We start from the raw sequence: 18,024 nt of genomic DNA, 5'->3' as shown, positions 1-18,024 counted from the left end.
GAGAGAGCTGCGGGCACCGGCGCCGCGTACCGGCGCCCGCAAAGGTGAAAGGGACGAACGTTAGGCGTTCTACTCGGCGAGAGCCTCCTGCTTGGCGATTGCCTTCTCGGAAATCTTCATAAAGGGCAGGTAGACGGCCATGCCAATGACAATCTCGATAGCCTGCCACACGCCAGCGCGCCAGTCAAAGCCCGTAGCGAGCAGGGCATTGATGACGGGAGGCATGGTCCAGGGCACCTGGGCGATGCAGGGGCTGATGATGCCTGCGCAGGTAAGGCCATAGGTGATGCCGATGAACAGGTCGGGAAGGAGGACAAACGGGATCATGAGCGGCAGGTTGTACACGATGGGGTAACCGTAGATAACCGGCTCGTTGATGTTGAACAGACCAGGCAGGATAGCCATCTTGGAAACGGTCTCGGAAGCCTTGTTTTTGGAGAACAGGAGCGTGTCGAGCAGGAGCATGAGGGTGCAGCCCGAGCCGCCGATGAGGGCGAAGCTGTTAACGATCTGCATGTTCATGTAGTGATCGGGCTGGATGGTGCCACCGGCGGCAAAGGTAGCCATGTTGTCGACGATGAGCATGGTCAGGATCGGCTCGACGGTAGCGCCAGAGATGGTGGACTGGTGAATACCGACGCAGAACAGCAGGTTAGCAAGGGTGTAGATGAGGATAACAGCCCACGGACCAGCGTTCATGATGCTCTTGAGCGGGTTGGAGATGCACGTGGAGATGATGGTGCACAGATCGGTGCCGGCGCCCACGGCGAGCAGGGCTGCGGCAAGAGCGAAGACCGCGAGGTTAAGCAGCATCGGAATCATGACGTTGAAGGAGTTGGAGACCGCGGGAGGCACGCCCTCGCCCAGCTTAACCTTGAGCTTCTCGACGCCAGAAATCTTGATGAAGAGCGAGACGGAAAGCAGGGCGATGATAATAGCCGAGAACAGACCGTTGGTGCCGGTGTTGGCAGTCGAAAGGGCGCCCGTGACCTCGGCGGAGGTGATCTTGTCGGTGAGCAGTGGGCTCGTGGCGGCAAGCGTGGCGGTGATCTGCTGCGGCATCATGATGACGAAGGCAGAGATAGCGACGACCATGCAAGCAAGCGGATTATCGAAGCGCTTGTTCTTAGCGAGGCTGTAGCCAATCAATCCGGCCAAGATAATAGCAGAGACGTTGAGGGTGCCCAGCGTAATCGCCGAACCCCACGTCTGAAGGTTGGCAAGGCCCGCCGCATCGAGCGGGAACAGAGGGAACACGACGTTGTTAATAAGAACCGCGATACCCGCAAGGATATAGAGCGGCGTGATGGTCGCGAAGGCGTCACGCAGGGAACGCAGGTGAACCTGGTTTCCCACCTTCGCAGAGACCTCGGCAAACTTGTCGAGGAAGCTCTTTCCGTTGTCACTGGCCATGATTGCTCCTAACTTTCAAATCCGGCCTTTTCCTATGCGCACGGTGGTCTGTCGCCCTCTGCCACCAGATGTGCCATGTGTTGCGCGCGGCGGCGCGCGGTCTGGACGTTCGTCCGGTCGCTAAACAACCACGTGGGTCGTGGCGACCTGTTTGAGCCAGGCCGCCGACTTCTTAAGACGGCGCTTATAGCCATCCATCAGATCGACCTCGACAAAGCCATAGCGATTCTTAAAGGCATTGGCCCAAGACCAGTTATCGATGACGGCCCAATAATGGTATCCGCGGCACTTGGCGCCCTCGTCGATGGCCTTGGCCACCCACTCCAGGTGCTGACGTACAAAGTCGACGCGGTAGTCATCCTGGATGGTTCCTTCGGCGTCACGGTTCTTGTATTCGTCCATGATGCCGATGCCGTTCTCGGAAACGAACCACTCAAGATCGGGATAGTTCTTGGCGCAGTCCATGCCAAAGTCGTAGAGGCCCTGCGGGTAGATCTCCCAGCCGCGGCTCTCGTTCATAACGGCGTCGGGCCATACGTACTCGTCGGCAAAGTGCGGCAGGCCGTACTGGTCAATCTTGCTCGCCGGCGCCTGAACGCGCGTGGGGTGGTAGTAGTTGCAGCCAAGCCAGTCGACAACACCCTGCTTGAGAATCTCTTGGTCGCCGGCACGGAACGGGAGCTTAACGCCGCCCTCGGCTAGGCTGTCGAGCACGTCGGCAGGAAGCTCGCCCTTGGTAATGAGGTCGAGCCACCAGCGGTTGTTGATGCCGCTGGTCATACGCACGGCCTCGAGGTCTGCCTCGCTGGGGTTCTCCTTGGTGTAGACCGGGGTAAAGCAGTTGATCATGCCGATCTTGGCATCGGCGCGAATAGCGCCCTCGTCATAGGCGCGACGATAGTTGGCCACGGCCAGCGCATGCGCCAGCGAGATGTGATACTGCACGGTGCGGGCGCGGGTGAAGTCGTGGAGCTGCGGGAACCACACGCCCTCCTGATAGCGCTGCTCGGGCTCGACGATAGGCTCGTTAAAGGTGAACCAGTACTTGATCTCCTGGCCAAACTCGTGGAAGGCGACGTCGGCGTAATGCGCGTAAGCCTCGACGACCTCACGGCTCTCCCAGCCGCCACGGTTAAAGAGGTAGGTGGGCATGTCAAAGTGGTACAAGTTGACAAACGGCTCCAGGCCGGCCTCGCGAGAAGCGCGGAACAACTCGTGATACCACGCAGCGCCCTCCTCATTAAGGTTGCCGTCGGCATCGAGCAGACGGCTCCACTGGATGGAAGTGCGATAGGTATCCAGGCCCAAGTCCCTCAAAATGCGAAAGTCTTCCTGGTACTTGGCCATAAAGTCATTGCCGGCATAAGAGCCAACGCAGTTGTAAAACGAACCCAGATCCTGGATGGACCAGGTGTCCCACAGGTTCTCGAGCTTGCCGCCCTGGTTCCACTGACCCTCAGTCTGCGGGCCGGACATAGCAGCGCCAAAGAAGAAGTCGTTGGGCAGCTGATACTGTGCCATCAAAGTCCTCGCTTTCGTGTTCTAGAGCTTCCGGTTGGAGACGGGTTTGCTTTGGCAGGTTATCCGGCGCGGGCGCGCACCGGTTATACCGATATCCAACCCACCAAAACAAAACCGGCCCCAAACAGTCAATCCTGTTCTGCGGTAGGATTCCGTTTGTTGCTTAAACTATAGCGCTCTAATTTTAAAAGTAAAGCGTCTTTTTCTTTTTTCTTTCTCGAACTTCTTAGATAAAAGTAATATGGGTGCCCTGTTGAGGGTTATACTTACTTTTGTATTCAAATATGTCGGAAAGGAGGTTCCATGATTCCCAAATACGAGGCGATAGCTGCAGATATTCGTCGGAGTATTGAGGATGGCGCTCTTAAACCGGGCGATAAGCTTCCCACCGTCGTTGAGTTCTGCGAGCTCTATAGCGTTTCCAAAATCACCGTCAAACGAGCTATCGAGCAAATCACCGAGGAAGGTCTTATTACCAGCCGTCGTGGATCGGGTACCTACGTTAAGGACACGGCGGGACTTCCCGGCCAGGCGTTTTTCCAGGGAAAAAACGACCGTGCCCAGGGTTTTTCGTATGAGCACCGCGGGGAGAAGGTGACCTCGGTGGTCTACGATTTCTCGATTGTTAATCCACCAGCGGACATCGCAGCCCAGCTGGGAATTGCCGAGGATGACTTTGCCTATCACGTCGTGCGCGTGCGTCAGGCCGATGAGAAGCCCATCGTTATCGAGTACACCTACATGCCCCTCGAGCTGATTCCAGGGCTGAAAAAGAAGGATCTGTACGGATCGGTCTACCGCTTCATCCGCGAGCAATGTGGGCTGAAGATTTCGAGCTTCCACCGTACCATTCGCGCCGTGGCAGCAACCGAGGAAGAAGCCGAGCGTCTGGACACCAAACTTGGCTCTCCCCTGCTCGAGCTCACCCAAATTGGCTTTTTGGACAGCGGCGCCGCCTTTGAGTATTCGATCTCGCGCAACGTTGGCGACCGCTTTGAGTTGCACAACGTAACGTTGGCATAGGTTTTTGTAGTCACGCGGGCGCTCGTTTTGAGCAGTTTTACGCGGCGCCCCGCGCAACACAATGGGGGTATGAATATGTCCGATTTGATTAAACTGACGCCGATCTTCCACGAGAAGATCTGGGGCGGCCGCCAGCTCGAAACCGTATTTGGTTACGACATTCCCGAGGGGCCCATCGGTGAGTGCTGGGCCATCTCGGCCCATCCCAACGGCGACTGCCAGATCGCTGAGGGCCCGTACGCCGGTCACACGCTGTCATGGCTGTGGGCCGAGCACCGCGAGTTCTTTGGCAATTGCGAAGGCAGGGAGTTCCCGCTGCTCATTAAGATTCTGGACGCCAAGGACGACCTTTCAATCCAGATTCATCCCAACGACGAGTACGCCGCCAAGCACGAGAACGGCAGCCTGGGAAAAACCGAGTGCTGGTATGTGCTGGACTGCAAGCCCGGTGCCACGATCATCGTCGGCCAGCGCGCACATGACCGCGCCGAGGCCGCGCAGATGATCGAGGACGGCCGCTGGGACGACATGCTCAACGTACTGCCGATCCACAAGGGCGACTTTTTCCAGATTGATTCCGGTACCGTTCACGCCATCAAGGCCGGCACGCTCATTTTGGAAACGCAGCAGTCGTGCGACGTGACGTATCGCCTGTATGATTACGACCGCCCCGGCACCGACGGCAAACTGCGTCCCCTGCACATTGAGCAGAGCCTCGACTGCATAAACTTTGATGCTCAGGCTCCGACCGACGGCACGGTGACCGCACCCGAGGTGGACGGCGTGACCGAGCTCGAATCTTGCCCCTGCTACACCGTCGATCGCGTGCGCGTTAACGGCAGCAAGACCCTCGACCAGCGCTGGCCCTTCATGTGTCTGTCGGTCATCGACGGCGAAGGCACCATCTGCGGCGACCCCGTCCACAAGGGAAGCCACCTGCTGGCTCCGAGCACCGTCGGCTCCATCGACCTCGAAGGCAAGATGGAACTGATCGTCTCGCACCTGTAAGCTACCGGTCCCCGAGCGCTCGCCGGGACGGGGCGCGGGGTTTGGTCGCCTGCTCGGACAGTCCTGCTCGCACGGAGAGCACATTAAGTGCTCTCCGGCTCGTGCGGAACTCGCGATCGACCAAACCCCGCGCCCCGTCCCGGCGAGCCTTTGGCTAGTAACGACAATCAAAACGCAACAAGGGGCTCTTCCGTTCATCAACGGAAGAGCCCCTTGTTGTATCTATCCATCAGCCCACCCGGCTTTCCAGATCAAAAAGCGAACGAGCAGAGCAGCGATCGTCCAGCAACGTTACCCAAGGACCTAGGCGGGCGTATGGGACAACATCGATCGCGAGTTCCGCACGCAAAGGAGAGCACTTAATGTGCTCTCCGTCTTGCGCAGGACTGCCCGAGCAGGCGATGTTGCCCCATACGCCCGCCCAGGTCCGCCGGGATCACGACAGTTTGACGATCGGTGCAAAACCTTTCATTAGCTTTTTGGTCTGGCCGGTCTTTTCGAATTGAACCTCGATCATGTCTCCGACGACCGAGATCACGGTACCCGTGCCAAAGGTCTTGTGGCTCACGGTATCGCCTGCGGCAAAGTCCTGCGACGCGCTAGCGCGATCGACCTTGCGCTCCACTGTCGGCGACACCTTAGATGACGGCTTTTTGGCTCGCGGCGCACCCGAACCAAAGGTCGAGGCAACACGGCCGGCGTCGGGCGAGACCCCACGATGGCGCTCGGTCCCGTAGCTGCTGCCGCCAAAGAAATCGTCAAAACTCGATCCACCGCGCGAACCGGAACCGCCGGTCGAGCGCGTATGCGAACCAAACACCTTGCCGCCGTACATATCCGAGCCCATGCCCGAGCCAAAGGTGCCGTGACGGTCGCCGCGTTTCTCCCAGCCCGTGCCCTCAAAACCGGCAGAACCGATGCCGCTAAACTCGATATCCTCAAACGGAATCTCGTTGAGGAAGCGCGAGCGCGGGTTGGCAGAGGTCGAGCCGTAGGTGCGACGCGTGGCCGCATAGGTCAAGAACAGGCGCTTACGGGCGCGCGTGATGGCGACGTAGGCCAGGCGACGCTCCTCCTCGAGCTTGCCCGGGTCATCGCCGCCGCCAAAGTCGTGCACGTGCGGGAAGATACCCTCCTCCATGCCGGCCACGAACACCGCCGGGAACTCCAGGCCCTTGGCGGAGTGGATGGTCATCATGGTGATGGCATGCGTCTCGCCGGCCAGGGAATCCAAGTCGGAGCGCAAGGCCAGCCACTCCATGAGCGCCGGCAGCGCCTTACAGGTGAGCGGACCGTAGGTGCGCTCGATCTCGTCGGCATGCACGGCACCCGCCGGCAACTCTGTTGGCACGGCATACGCGTTGCCCGCGATGGCGGCGGCCAGGGCATCCTGCGGAGACAGCGCCGGAGCGGCCAAGCTATCGAGCGGATTGGAGCCCGCGGCGTCACGCGCACCAACGAGCGCCTCAAACGAGGATACCGGGGCAGACGGCCCCGGTTCGGGCGCAGGCGCGCTCACCACGACGGGCTCGGGCTCGGCGCTGACAGGCACATCGGCAACACCGGCAGCGCGCAGCTCTTCCAAGCTCTCGAGCGTACCTTCGATATCCTCATGCGTCTCCTCAAATTCGGCAGCGACACCCAGGAATTCCTGGATGTTCTCGGCGCGGCTCTCGGACTCCATGGTGCCCTCGGCGCGGAAAGCCTGCAGCAGGCCCGTCTTATCGACGATCATCTCGACAACGTCCTTGAGCTCGCCGTCCATGCGGCGACCCTCGCGCACCAGCGCCACAAAGCTCGACAGGCCGTTGCGCACCTTGGCGCTAAACATGCCCGTCTCGGCTGTTGCGATCTCGCAGGCTTGGAAGAACGAGCAGCGGTTGTCGCGTGCCAGCTGCTCAATCTTTTGAATCGAGGTGGAGCCGATGCCGCGGCGCGGCGTGTTGATGACGCGCTTGACGCTCATCTCGTCGGCCGGGTTCACAATCATCTTAAGATAGGCCATGACGTCGCGGATCTCGGCACGGTCGAAGAATCGCGTGCCACCCACGATCTTGTAGGGCACGCCTGCGCGCAGGAACATATCTTCGAGAATACGCGACTGAGCGTTGGTGCGGTAGAACACGGCGATGTCGTCGTAACTCGTGCCCTTGGAGTGCAGCTTCTCGATCTCGCCGGCAATCCAGCGGCCCTCGTCGCGCTCATCGCTTGCCTGGAAGGCCTGGATCTTCTCGCCATCGCCCTCGGCCGTAAACAGGCGCTTGTCCTTGCGCTGCGAGTTGTGGCGCACCACGGCGTTGGCGGCGCTCAGGATATGGCCCGTGGAGCGGTAGTTCTGCTCCAGCTTAACGGTCTTGCAGTTTTTAAAGTCCTGCTCAAAGTCCAGGATGTTGGTGATGTCGGCGCCACGCCAGCTATAAATGGACTGGTCATCGTCGCCCACGACCATGAGGTTTTGGTACTTGGCGGCCAGCAGGTTAGCGATCTCGTACTGGACGTGGTTGGTGTCCTGATACTCGTCGACGCTAATGTAGCGGAAGCGCTCCTGGTACTTGTCGAGCACCTCGGGGCGGGTGCGCAGCAGCTCGAGCGTGCGCACGAGCAGGTCGTCGAAGTCCATCGCGTTGGCGGCGCGCAGGCGGCGTTCCAGCTCCAGGTAGACCTGCGCGGCCTTTTTGTCGTTGGGGCTGTCGGCGGATTTGAGCATGTCCTCGGGGCCGATCATGGCGTTTTTGGCCGAACTGATCTTGCTGCGGATCATATTGATGGGGAATTGCTTTTGCTCGATACCGAGCGCCTGCATAATATCGCGCACCATGCGCTTGGAATCGTCGTCATCGTAGATGGTGAACTGACCGGTGTAGCCCAGCAGGTCGGCGTCCTCGCGCAGCATACGCACGCACATGGCATGGAAGGTGCACACCCACATGCCACGGGTGCCGCTGGGAATGAGTGCCGCCAGACGCTCACGCATCTCGGCCGCGGCCTTGTTGGTAAACGTGATGGCAAGGATCTGCCAGGGCTTAACGCCCAGGTCGCCGAGCATATGCGCGATGCGGAAGGTCAGGACGCGGGTCTTGCCCGAGCCGGCGCCGGCAAGGACCAGCAGCGGGCCCTCGGTGGTCAGGACCGCCTCGCGCTGGGCGGGATTAAGGCTGTCGATGTCGACGAGCGGCTTGGCGGGCTTGGGCGCCGGCGCGGGAGCGTCGTAGATGTCGAGCGGAACGAGCTCGGGCTCCGGCGCAGCAGGGGTGGTGTATGCATCGAGCGGCACGGGTTCCGGCGCGGGCGGCACAGGTACCGCGACATTCTTTTCCCAGGGCAAGGGCTGGGTCATGGGCGACTCCTCATCTGACGGACGGCGCGCCTGCGGGCAGCGCCATAGTTTGAGCCGTACCAGTATACCGAGCCGCGCGGACACCGACGCAAATCACACCACGACTCCGTGCGTCACCGTCAGGCTCGCCCCAGCGGATTTGGTGCAATGGGGTCAGGTTAGTCTGCACCAATCTATTGACAATCACGAAACCGCCGATGTCATGGCAGCAGCAGCGAGCGACGGTCAGGGCGAACAAATTGGCATGAAAAGGGGGCGGCATAGACCTTTTGGTCATGCCACCCCCTTTGAATGACAAGTTGTCGCCCTGGCCGCCGCGCAGCGTCGACTAAGTTAGAGGCCGAGCATCGGCTCCAGAACGAAGAAGTATGCGAGCACTACGATGCCCAGGATGATGCGGTAGGCACCGAAGCACTTGAAGTCGTGACGGCGGACGAAGCCCATGAGCCACTTGATGGCGATGAGCGAAACCACAAAGGCCACAACGCAGCCCACGCCCAGGATAGCGACCTCGTTGGCACCGAACGTGCCGCCCTTGATGAAGTACTTGACCAGCTTGAGCGCACTCGCGCCAAACATGACCGGGATGGCCAGGAAGAACGTAAACTTGGACGCCACCGAACGCGTGCAGCCCAAAAGCAGGCCGCCGATGATGGTAGAACCGGAGCGAGACGTACCAGGCACCAGCGAAAGCACCTGGAAGCAGCCGATACCCAGCGCAGTCTTCCAGCTCAGGTCCTCGAGCGTGGCGATGGAGCCAAAGTCCAGATTCTCGTCATCGTCCTCATCCTCAGCGGTAGCCGCGGCGGGCGCCGCAAAGTGCGCACCAGCGGGACGTCCACCCGACACCACAGCACGCGAACCAAACGAACCGGCAACGGCCATTTCCTCGCGCTTGCTCGCGCGCCAGTTCTCGATCACGATAAACAGCACGCCGTACACAATGAGCGCCAGCGCCACGACGGGAGCATTGTAGAAATGCTCCTCCATCCAGTCGTTAAGCGGCAGACCGATCGCCGCGGCGGGAATACAGCCGAGAACGATCTTGCCCCACAGCACCCAGGTGTCGCGACGGCCCTCCTTGCCCTTGCTGGGCGAGAACGGATTGAGCTCATGGAAGAACAGCACACAGACGGCCAGAATGGCGCCGAGCTGAATCACGACCAGGAACATATTCCAGAACGTCTCGCTCACGTTCATCTTGACGAACTCGTCCACCAAGATCATGTGACCGGTCGACGAAACAGGCAGCCATTCGGTGATGCCCTCGACCAGGCCCATGAAGGCAGATTTTAGAAGCTCGATAATATCCAAAGGGACCCCCTCGTTAGACACCCGCCGATATTGTTCTGCGGACGGTGCGGGCGATGTCCCATTATCAACCGTTCGGGCGCGTCTACGCCTACCCTTACCAAAAAACTCGCCCGTTCACAGAATTGCGAGCGGTCAAACCCAAATCCTTGGGTATAACTGCAACAAGATAAAGTGTCCGGCGGCCAACGCGCCCGCGCCCGCCCGATGCACGAGCCCCGCGCCCGTGCGATAGACCAAGGAGGAAACCATGAACGAGGGCTACACCAAGGTATTTGTTTCACTCGACGGTACTGAGCAGCAGGATTTTGTGCTCGCACGCGCCATCAAGGTCGCCGCGAACAACGGCGCCAAGCTAATCATCGGCCACGTTATCGATTCCACGGCGCTCGAGAGCGCCGGTTCCTATCCGGTCGATCTGGTCAACGGCCTAGAGGAGGCATTTAAGAACTCCATCGCCAAGCAGCTCGAAGAGGCCAAGGCCAATCCCGATATTCCCGAGGTCGAGGTCATGATTCGCGCCGGCCGTATTCGCGAGACGCTCAAGGACGAGATGCTCGACGTGGTTAAGCCCGACCTGGTGCTCTGCGGCGCCCGCGGCCTGTCCTCGATCAAGTATGCGCTGCTGGGTTCGATTTCGACGTTCCTGCTGCGCAACACGGACTGCGACATCTTGGTCGTGAAGTAGGTTCCTTCCCGCCGGCGCAAGGCCTGCGGGGTTATCACGCCGACGTCCTCGCCGCTTCGCGGCTGCGGGATGTCGGCTTTGATAACCCCTCCCGGCCTTGCGCCTTCGTCACCATACTTCAACGAGTTGGCTGATAAAAAATGGCGTGCCGCCCCGTTTGGGGCGGCACGTTTTGTTTGGACGGGCGTTTGCCGTGTGCGTTACTCGAAGTATTGGAACTTGTTGGTTGAGAAGGCAAACGTGACGACAAAGCCTTCGCCGGGCTCGGATGCTGCGGTGACGTCGATGCCCATCTTGGAGCACAGGCGCGCCACCAGGTAGAGGCCAATACCCGTTGCACGCTTGGTGGTGCGGCCGTTGTCGCCGGTAAAGCCCTTCTCGAACACGCGCGGCAGGTCTGCCGCACACACGCCGCAGCCGTTGTCCGCGACGGTAAGCTCGATGCGCTCGCTTGCCAGACCCTCGTCCAGCAACGCACCCGAAAACACAATCTTTGCGCCGTCCTCACGCGCATATTTAATGCTGTTCTGAATGAGCTGGCCCAGAATAAACTCGAGCCACTTCTCGTCGGTAAAGACCTCGAAGTCGAGGTTCTCGCACACCGGGGCCACATGCGCCGCAATGAGCTCGCGCGCGTTGGCTTTAATCGCGCCCGTCACCAAGGTCTTAAGGTCCCAGCGGCGAATCAGGTAGTCGCGTTCCACGACTTCCGAGCGCGCGTAGTACAGCGCTTGATCGATATAGCGCTCCACGCGGGCAAGCTCGCGACCGAGGTCATCTACGCGCGACAGATCATCTTCGCTGCCGTCCAGGTTTTCCAAAATCAGATGGGCTGCCGCCAGAGGCAGCTTGGCCTCGTGGACCCAGCTCTCGATATAGTCGCGATAGTCATCGGTCTGACGCCGGCCTTCGGCAACCTCGTCGCATGCCGCCTTGCCCACCCGGCGCAAGACCTCGTACTCGAGCTCGCCCTCGGCATAGGTCGGGCATTGCACCATCTCCTGCACCCATGCGGGACTCTCGAGCTCCTCTGCCGCGCGCTCCAGCTGGCGCAGAAAACGACGACGGCGCGCGTACTCGATCACGATGCCGAGCATACCAAAGATAAAGGACACGCCGACCGCCACGACCACGATAGAAACGGGTGCGCCGGCGACCGTCAGCACAAAGCAGCTCAGCAGCACACCGCACGTCCACACGGTGACGGGAAGCAGCGCATCTTTAAAGAATTTGCCAAACGACATAGCCGGCCCCTAGACCGAATAGCCCTGGCCGCGATGCGTAGTCAAATACCCCTTGATGCCGATTTTTTCAAGCGTGGTGCGCAGGCGGTTGATGTTGACGGTGAGCGTATTGTCGTCCACAAAGGCGTCGGAGTCCCACAGGTCCTGCATGATGGCCGAGCGCGAAACAATCTTGCCCGCGCGGCTCAGAAGCAGCGAGAGAATACGCAGTTCGTTTTTTGTGAGCTCGGTGCTGGTGCCCGTTTGCGTGTTGGTGACCATGGAGCGTGCGAGGTCGAGCTCCAGTCCCTTGTGGACGAGCGTGCTGCGCTCGCCCGCCGCCGCGGTGCGACGCAGCAAGGCATTGATGCGCGCCACGAGCACACGGGCGCTGTAGGGCTTGGGAACAAAGTCGTCCGCGCCGAGCGTCATGGCCATGACCTCGTCGATCTCGGTCGTGCGCGACGTGAGGACGATGATGGGAACCTCGGATTCGCGGCGAACCTCGTGGCAGATATGCTGGCCGTCCTTGACGGGAAGCGTGAGGTCGAGCAGCACCAGGTCGGGCACGGCGGCGAGAATATCGCGCGAGACATGCTCAAACGATTCGCATGCCTCAACCTCAAAACCGGCGCGGGCAAGGATGTCGATAAGCTCACGACGAATGGGCTCGTCGTCCTCAACGATATAGATTAGCGCCATGGATTCCGCCCCCCTCTTGGTTGTCTTGCCCCATTATGACCGCGGATCCGCAGATACGCGCCTCACGCGGCACCAAAGTGACAGAACTGTTCGCGAGTGGCAGAGGCTTGCCTCTCGCTCGCGACGAGCACGGGAATTAAATGAGTTTTTAATCCCCGTCCCAGAAACATCATTTAGCGGCGGGCACGGAGCTTTTCGTAGCCTTCGGCGAAGAAGGCGACCGTGGCGGCGTCGGAGTCGGCGGCGTCGGAGTCGGCGGCGGCAACCACACCGTGCTCGTCGCTCACCAGAAACAGCGCACCCTTGAGCTGCGCGGGAATGTCTACGCGCGTGACCGGGATGCCCTTGGTCTGGGCCAGCTGCTCGATGATCGTCGCCGTGCCGCACAGGCACTCGTCCGCCGGCGCCACAAAGGCCAGCTCGCCGTTATCGACGGCGGCGAGCAGCTCGGGCGCCACGCCGGTTTCGTCGGCCTCGGAGCGGGCCTCGGCGGAGCGGGCACGTAGCGCCTTAGCCGACGTATCGGCCAGCGGCTCGTACTCGCCCACCGTCATGGCGGCGTTGCCATTGACGTCGATCACCAGCATGAGTACGCCGTCGTGCGCAGTGTAATCGCCCTCGGCAAGCGACCACTCAACGTGCTGTTTAGCCCAGCTGAGCATGTTATGGGTAAGCGGCTCGCCCTGCACCAGGCGCTCGGACAGTGCGCGAATGTGGCGGTTGAGCATGGGCACCTTTTTGTTGGACATGCGCCAACGGCAGACAAGCGCGGGCTTGTCGAGCGTGAACTTCTCGACCGCCTCCTGATTGGCGCAAAAGTCCTCGTACGCACGCTGATCCTCGGCATTGCCAAACAGCTCGGCATCATCAATCTGGGGCATGGTTGTACCTTTCGTGTTAGTCATTCCGTCCTCTTATACCAAAAAGACGGCCCTCCAAACGGAGCAGCCGTCTTTTGCAGAGATTATTTTGTCCCAGGGCGGAACTTAGTGACGGAAATGTCTGGCGCCCGTGAAGACCATCGCAATACCATGCTCATTGCAGGCCTGGATGCTCTCGTCGTCGCGCTTGGAGCCGCCGGGCTGGATGATGCAGGTCACGCCGTGCGCAGCAAGCACGTCGACATTGTCGCGGAACGGGAAGAACGCGTCGCTTGCACAGGCAAAGCCGCCCTTCTCCACGCCCTCGCGCTCGCAGAAGTCCTCGGCACGCTCGCAGGCCAGCAGCGCAGAATCCACGCGGTTGGGCTGACCCGGGCCCATGCCAATGCCGGCCTTGCCCTTGGAAACCAGGATGGCGTTGGACTTAACGCCCTTGCAGACCTTCCAGGCAAACTCAAGCTCGGCCATCTCGGCGTCGGTGGGCTTGCGGTCGGTGGGGAACGTAAAGGTCGCGGGATCCTCGGTCACGTGGTCGACCTCCTGCACCAGCATGCCGCCGTCGACGGAGCGCAGCTCCACCTGGGCGCCGTGGTCCACGCCGCCGGTCGCCAGCACGCGCAGGTTGGGGCGCTTGGCCATGCGCTCGAGCGCCTCGGCGGTGTAGCTCGGAGCGATGATGACCTCGACGAACTGTTTGTTCTCGTCGGCAAAATGCTCAACGAGCTCGTAAGGGACCTCGCGGTTGCAGGCGATGATGCCGCCAAAGGCGCTCTTGGGATCGCAGGCGAAGGCGCGGTCGTAGGCTGCCGTGATGTCCTCGGCAACGGCGGAACCGCAGGGGTTCTGATGCTTGAGAATCACGCAGGCCGGCTCATCGAACTCGCGGACCAGGTTCCAGGCGGCATCGGCATCCAGATAGTTGTTGTAGCTGAGCGGCTTGCCCTGGATCTGCTCGGAGCCCACGAGCGGGAACTGCGAGCTCGCGGTGTTCTCGCAGCCCTCGGCAAAGCGATAGACCGTAGCCTTCTGCTGCGGGTTCTCGCCATAGCGCAGGTCGTCGACCTTCTCCAGCGAGATCTCGAGCTTGGCAGAGGTGTCCGCCACGTCGCTTGCCTGGGCGGCAAGCCAACGGGAGATGGCCGTGTCGTAGGCGGCGGTGGTCTGGTAGACCTTCACCTGCAGACGACGACGGGTGGAAAGCGTGGTGCAGCCACCGGTCTCGCGCATCTCGGCCAGGACGGCATTATAGTCGGCCGGGTCGGAGATGACGGTAACGCTCGCGGCGTTCTTGGCGGCAGACCGCAGCATGGAGGGGCCACCGATATCGATGTGCTCGATGGCATCCGCAAAGGTGACCTCGGGGTTGGCGACGGTCTTCTCGAACTCGTACAGGTTGACGACGACCAGGTCGATCAGCTTAATGCCGTGCTGAGCGGCCTCCTGCATGTGCTGCTCGGAATCGCGACGGGCCAGCAGCGCACCGTGAACCTTGGGGTGCAGCGTCTTGACGCGGCCGTCCATCATCTCGGGATAGCCCGTGAACTCCTCGATGGGAGTTACGGGAACGCCCGCGTCCTCGATGGCACGAGCCGTGCCGCCCGTAGAGATGATCTCGACGCCAAAGTCGTCAACCAGCGTCCGTGCGAAATCGACGACGCCCGTCTTATCGGTAACCGAGATCAACGCGCGTGCGATCTTCACATCAGATCCCATGCAGTCCTCCTGTCTGGTACGCCGCCGTGCTCTGTGAGTCGGTGATACGTCGATCTGCAGCGCTCGCGCAGCGGCATTGAAAATACTGATTCAATGTAGCGCATCGAGCGCGACGTTGCACCCCGCAACGTACGGCTGTGCAGAAAAAGTTTGCGAGCGGGGGTTGCAGGAGCGCCACTGGGCACGGTGAGTTGATGGAACACAGGGGCACCATAATTAGATGCCAATGGCGTGGTAGAACTGTGCTCGATATGCATCCGCAATAGAAAGAGGCACCATGGTCTCGCGGGTTCTCTACCGACCGTTTGATACCGAAGATTTCGACGCCATCGCGCTGATCATGCAGCAGCTTTGGCACAACAACTCGGATAACGATGAGTACAACCGCCTCGAAGCCGCGTGCGACCTTGCCTACTGCCTTTCTTCCTCGACGTTTTCGCAGGTTGCAGTTATAGATGGCGAGGCACGCGGCATTTCGCTTGCGCGTGCGGGACAGAGCTCCGGCGCCGCCGTCAGGGAACATTGGATGGATACTGAGCGTGCACTGCTGTCGCAGATGCGTGAGCTAGAACCCGAGTCGTGCGCCGAGTATCTCTCATTTGTGCGCGCCACCATTCGAACCAACAACCGCCTGCTCGAGAAAAGCCCGTTGCCGCACGACAACGAGGTCACGCTGCTTGCCGTGGATCGCGATGTCCATGGCCTGGGCGTTGGCACGGTTCTGCTCGATGCCGCGGTCTCGCACCTGTCCTCGCTTGGAGCGACGAGGGCGCACCTGTACACCGACTCCAACTGCTCGTGGAAGTTCTACGAGCTGCACGGCTTTAAGCGCACGGCCACGCACCGCGCCAACCGCGAAGAGCGCCGTCACGACATGCCGCGCGAAAGCTTCCTCTACGAACTCGACCTAACAGCCTAAACCCGGCAGCCATACCTAGTCATTTAGGAACGTCCCCAGTGACTAGTCGTTGGGGACAGTCTTCGTAGATAGCGCATAAAAATGGGATGGATCCGTCGGCAGTCGCCGGAGAAGATCCATCCCAAAAATCAGAACTCGCTAGAACGTTCCGCCGCCGCCTCCGCCGACGCCGCCGCCTCCGCCGCCCGAAAAGCCGCCGCCACCGCCGCCGCTCGAGCTATCGGAACTCGAAGCCAGCTCACGGATGCTCTCGTGATACACGTCATCGAATGAATCGAGCGGCGACTCGGTACCGTAATGATGGTAGTACCACCAGTAGCAGGGATAATTGTCATAGAAGCCGTCGGCCTCACGCACCTCGGGCGGCACGGCCTCGGCAAGCTGACGCAGCACTTCCTTGGAAACACCCAGCGCCACGCCCATCACCAGCAGCTTGTTCCACAGCACCAGATCGCCCGGGACGGCTTCCTTTAGGCGTGTGAAATCCTCGAGCCAATGCTTGAGCGCCTTGCAGCGAGCCGCCACCTCGGCGCCCTCCGGCGTAAAGCGGCGGAACGTAAGGCCCACGCCGATACCCACCAGCACAATCGGCACCGAGATAACCGCGGCGGTAATGTTCGCCTGTGCGCCATCGGTAAAGAAGATGGATCCCACGGGAACAAAGGCGATCAGAATACCAAGAACCAGGCAAAACACCATTGCAACAATGCCGTCCGAGGCAACGTACTCGCTATCGGCCAACTTGCCCTTAACGGTGTTCTGATAGTCCTCGAGCTTGTCGCCCACGGGTGTAGCGTGCTGCTTGACGTAGTGCTGCAGCTCGTCGAACGTGCGCGAGCGATCGCCGTTCTCGTCAGGCTTAGCACCGGCAAAGAAGACCTTGAGCACCATGTGGTCAATGCCCTTGGCCGACTTCCAGCCCGCATCACTCACCGTCACGCGATACGTCTGCTCTTCTTTTTCACGCCCCAACAGACCCTTCTTGGCCTTGGTCACGGTCGCCTGCTCCAGCTTAATCACACGGTCGTCAGTGAGCTTCATGAGCGTGGCGATATATGCCTGATCGGGCACCTCGTTCCAGCTCATGAGGGCCGAAAGCACGGCGGGATGGTCGGCCGAAGGCACATCGCGGAAATATTCGTCCTGGAAAAGCGGCTTGGGCTTGCGCTTGCGCAGCTTGAGCATAACGATTGTGCCGGTAAAGACCACCGCCGCAACAACACTTAGCACGGCAAGTGCATTAGCAATCATGCGAGCGTGAGCGCGGCGGGCGTTAGCTTCGTCGGCCCATTCCTTCTCTTCGCTCAGGATCGTTGACATGCGCTCTTCGCCCGAAGCGGCAAGCTGCGGCACCCAGTCGCTAGGGAAGGCGATGCGTGCCTCGGCGAATTCGCCCTGGTGCACGCAGGGAATGGTATAGGTGACCATGGGCTCGTCCTCATCGAGCGACACGTCGCCCGTCAGCGGACCATGGCCCCATGCGCGGAAGTTATCGCCCTTGACGGCCGCCGTCCCGGCAGCGGCATTCGCGAAGCACACTTCCATCTCGACGTCATCGGAATCCGCAGACCAGCCGTCACCTACGAACTTCCAGTAGAGCTCGGCGGTATCGGCCCAGTTCATAACCGCACCGGTCATGGTGTAGCTCACGTAGTAGATTGCGCTGTCGCCGCTCTCGTGAGGGCTGAACACCTTAATCCTTACGCCGTCACCGGTCTGCTCGACCGTGTAGACGCCAGAGTCGCCCTTGTTCGCGCTATCGACTTTGTTAAACGCGGTGTCCTCTTCCTCGACACTCAGCACGTCGACGCCCGCCGTGCCGCCCTGCTGGTTGGAGCCCGTATTGATCTCCCAAAACACGCCGTTGATGTCGTCGTCGAAATCAAACTGGCGTCCCTCGACAACGGTCAGCGATCCATCGGCCTCGACCGTGGCACTGATATAGGTCTGGGTCATGGAGTAGCCGTCGGCGTGCGCGGCGACAGGCAGCAGCAACAACGCAAGCGCGACGAGCACGCAGACGGAAGCGAATCGCGCAAACAGGTGGCGCTGCCGGCTGACTTTGGCGGCGAGGGTGTTCATAGGCACATCCTTTGTCTGTAAAACCAACAGCGCCATTGTCCCACGTTTGCGGGTACGCATGACGAACATCTAGGCGACCGGAGCGCCAAACGGGATGAAAGTCACACCCGCACCCCAACAGCCAGTCATTGGGTGTTCCTATAGTTTTGTCAACCGTCGGGGCTACTCCCGGTAGGGCACCCGGTCGCGCATCACGGCGTATA

At 60.6% G+C, this 18,024-nt stretch carries 13 protein-coding genes; 4 read left to right on the top strand and 9 right to left on the bottom strand.

Translation table 11 applies throughout. The features are described 5' to 3' along the window. Window positions 1-69: 69 nt before the first annotated feature. Entirely contained in the window at window positions 70-1,413 is a 1,344-nt protein-coding gene (locus tag GPK39_RS08115) for a PTS sugar transporter subunit IIC (protein ID WP_195503572.1), read from the bottom strand. 120 nt (window positions 1,414-1,533) lie between these two features. After that, a complete protein-coding gene (locus GPK39_RS08110) occupies window positions 1,534-2,934 on the bottom strand; it encodes a glycoside hydrolase family 1 protein (RefSeq protein ID WP_215674939.1) in 1,401 nt (466 codons plus the stop codon). A gap of 303 nt (window positions 2,935-3,237) precedes the next feature. On the opposite strand from GPK39_RS08110, the gene GPK39_RS08105 reads away from it, so the two are divergent. Further along, on the top strand, window positions 3,238-3,957 hold the full coding sequence (locus GPK39_RS08105) for a GntR family transcriptional regulator (RefSeq protein ID WP_215674937.1): 720 nt from the start codon (window positions 3,238-3,240) through the stop codon (window positions 3,955-3,957). Between the two features lie 69 nt (window positions 3,958-4,026). After that, a complete protein-coding gene (locus GPK39_RS08100; protein ID WP_215674935.1) occupies window positions 4,027-4,965 on the top strand; it encodes a type I phosphomannose isomerase catalytic subunit in 939 nt (312 codons plus the stop codon). Window positions 4,966-5,401: 436 nt separating this feature from the next. On the opposite strand, the gene GPK39_RS08095 is transcribed toward GPK39_RS08100, so the two are convergent. Both GPK39_RS08095 and GPK39_RS08090 read right to left on the bottom strand, forming a co-directional pair. Next, on the bottom strand, window positions 5,402-8,302 hold the full coding sequence (locus tag GPK39_RS08095) for an ATP-dependent helicase (RefSeq protein ID WP_215674933.1): 2,901 nt from the start codon (window positions 8,300-8,302) through the stop codon (window positions 5,402-5,404). Window positions 8,303-8,635: 333 nt separating this feature from the next. Further along, complete coding sequence (locus GPK39_RS08090; RefSeq protein ID WP_148332666.1) at window positions 8,636-9,616, bottom strand: undecaprenyl-diphosphate phosphatase; 981 nt, start codon at window positions 9,614-9,616, stop codon at window positions 8,636-8,638. Window positions 9,617-9,863: 247 nt separating this feature from the next. Here GPK39_RS08090 and GPK39_RS08085 point away from each other — a divergent pair, with 247 nt between their 5' ends. Then, window positions 9,864-10,301 (top strand): universal stress protein, encoded by a 438-nt coding sequence (locus tag GPK39_RS08085; protein ID WP_006235921.1) that lies wholly within the window; start codon window positions 9,864-9,866, stop codon window positions 10,299-10,301. Between the two features lie 200 nt (window positions 10,302-10,501). Here the strand turns inward: GPK39_RS08085 and GPK39_RS08080 are convergent, their stop codons facing one another. The 4 genes from GPK39_RS08080 to purH all read right to left on the bottom strand — a co-directional run bounded on the left by GPK39_RS08080 (window position 10,502) and on the right by purH (window position 14,820). Further along, the gene (locus tag GPK39_RS08080; RefSeq protein WP_215674931.1) at window positions 10,502-11,545 is read right to left on the bottom strand and encodes a sensor histidine kinase; all 1,044 of its coding nucleotides are present in this window, start codon (window positions 11,543-11,545) and stop codon (window positions 10,502-10,504) included. A gap of 9 nt (window positions 11,546-11,554) precedes the next feature. Continuing rightward, a complete protein-coding gene (locus tag GPK39_RS08075; RefSeq protein ID WP_215674929.1) occupies window positions 11,555-12,226 on the bottom strand; it encodes a response regulator transcription factor in 672 nt (223 codons plus the stop codon). A gap of 173 nt (window positions 12,227-12,399) precedes the next feature. Beyond that, entirely contained in the window at window positions 12,400-13,107 is a 708-nt protein-coding gene (locus GPK39_RS08070; protein ID WP_252204822.1) for a hypothetical protein, read from the bottom strand. 105 nt (window positions 13,108-13,212) lie between these two features. After that, window positions 13,213-14,820, bottom strand: coding sequence for a bifunctional phosphoribosylaminoimidazolecarboxamide formyltransferase/IMP cyclohydrolase (purH, locus tag GPK39_RS08065; RefSeq protein ID WP_215674924.1), 1,608 nt, complete (start codon window positions 14,818-14,820; stop codon window positions 13,213-13,215). 277 nt (window positions 14,821-15,097) lie between these two features. On the opposite strand from purH, the gene GPK39_RS08060 reads away from it, so the two are divergent. Beyond that, entirely contained in the window at window positions 15,098-15,739 is a 642-nt protein-coding gene (locus GPK39_RS08060; RefSeq protein ID WP_215674922.1) for a GNAT family N-acetyltransferase, read from the top strand. Between the two features lie 138 nt (window positions 15,740-15,877). Here GPK39_RS08060 and GPK39_RS08055 read toward each other — a convergent pair whose 3' ends face one another. After that, complete coding sequence (locus GPK39_RS08055; RefSeq protein WP_215674920.1) at window positions 15,878-17,821, bottom strand: DUF2207 domain-containing protein; 1,944 nt, start codon at window positions 17,819-17,821, stop codon at window positions 15,878-15,880. Window positions 17,822-18,024: the final 203 nt, after the last annotated feature.

This window comes from Collinsella aerofaciens, assembly GCF_018785245.1.
GTDB classification, from domain to species: Bacteria; Actinomycetota; Coriobacteriia; order Coriobacteriales; family Coriobacteriaceae; genus Collinsella; species Collinsella aerofaciens_AD.
This window is presented reverse-complemented; position numbering and strand designations above follow the sequence as displayed.